Annotated in this window: 1 protein-coding gene; it reads right to left on the bottom strand. The window is 71.1% G+C overall.

Translation table 11 applies throughout. The annotated features are described in order from the left end of the window. Positions 1 to 439 (bottom strand): VOC family protein (locus BEK98_RS47370; protein ID WP_483027332.1); only part of this gene is annotated, 439 nt, incomplete at both ends.

The raw sequence follows: 439 nt of genomic DNA, 5'->3' as shown, positions 1-439 counted from the left end.
CCTGGTCGACCAGGAAGTGCCAGTTGCGGAAGATGTCGTCGAGGGACGCGACCTGGAAGTTGATGTGGCAGAGCGCCGCCTCCTCGCCGCGGAACACGGCGAGTTTGTGGTGGACCGGGTCGATGCGCATCAGGCAGGCGCCGTCTCCGACCCAGTCCGACACGCGGGCGTTGAAGGTGGTGGACCAGAAGCGGTACGCCTCGTGCACGTCGGGGGCGTCGAGGCACAGGTGCCCGAACTCGGTGATCCCGGACCCCCGGGTCAGCCGCACCGGGTCCGCGCACCGGTACTGCGCCGCGGCCAGTTCGACCCGGTTGCCGAACGGGTCGTCGAAGGCGACGTACTCCGACACACCGCGGGAACGCGCCCCGGCCCGGTCCCCGCGTTCCACCCGCAGGCCCCGCCTCTCCAGTTCGGTCTCCGCCTCGGCCAGCGCCTC

Origin of the sequence: Streptomyces diastatochromogenes (genome assembly GCF_002242805.1) — a bacterium.
GTDB classification, from domain to species: Bacteria; Actinomycetota; Actinomycetes; order Streptomycetales; family Streptomycetaceae; genus Streptomyces; species Streptomyces diastatochromogenes.
The sequence above is the reverse complement of the archived record's forward strand: the minus strand, read 5'-3'. Positions and strand labels throughout refer to the sequence as shown.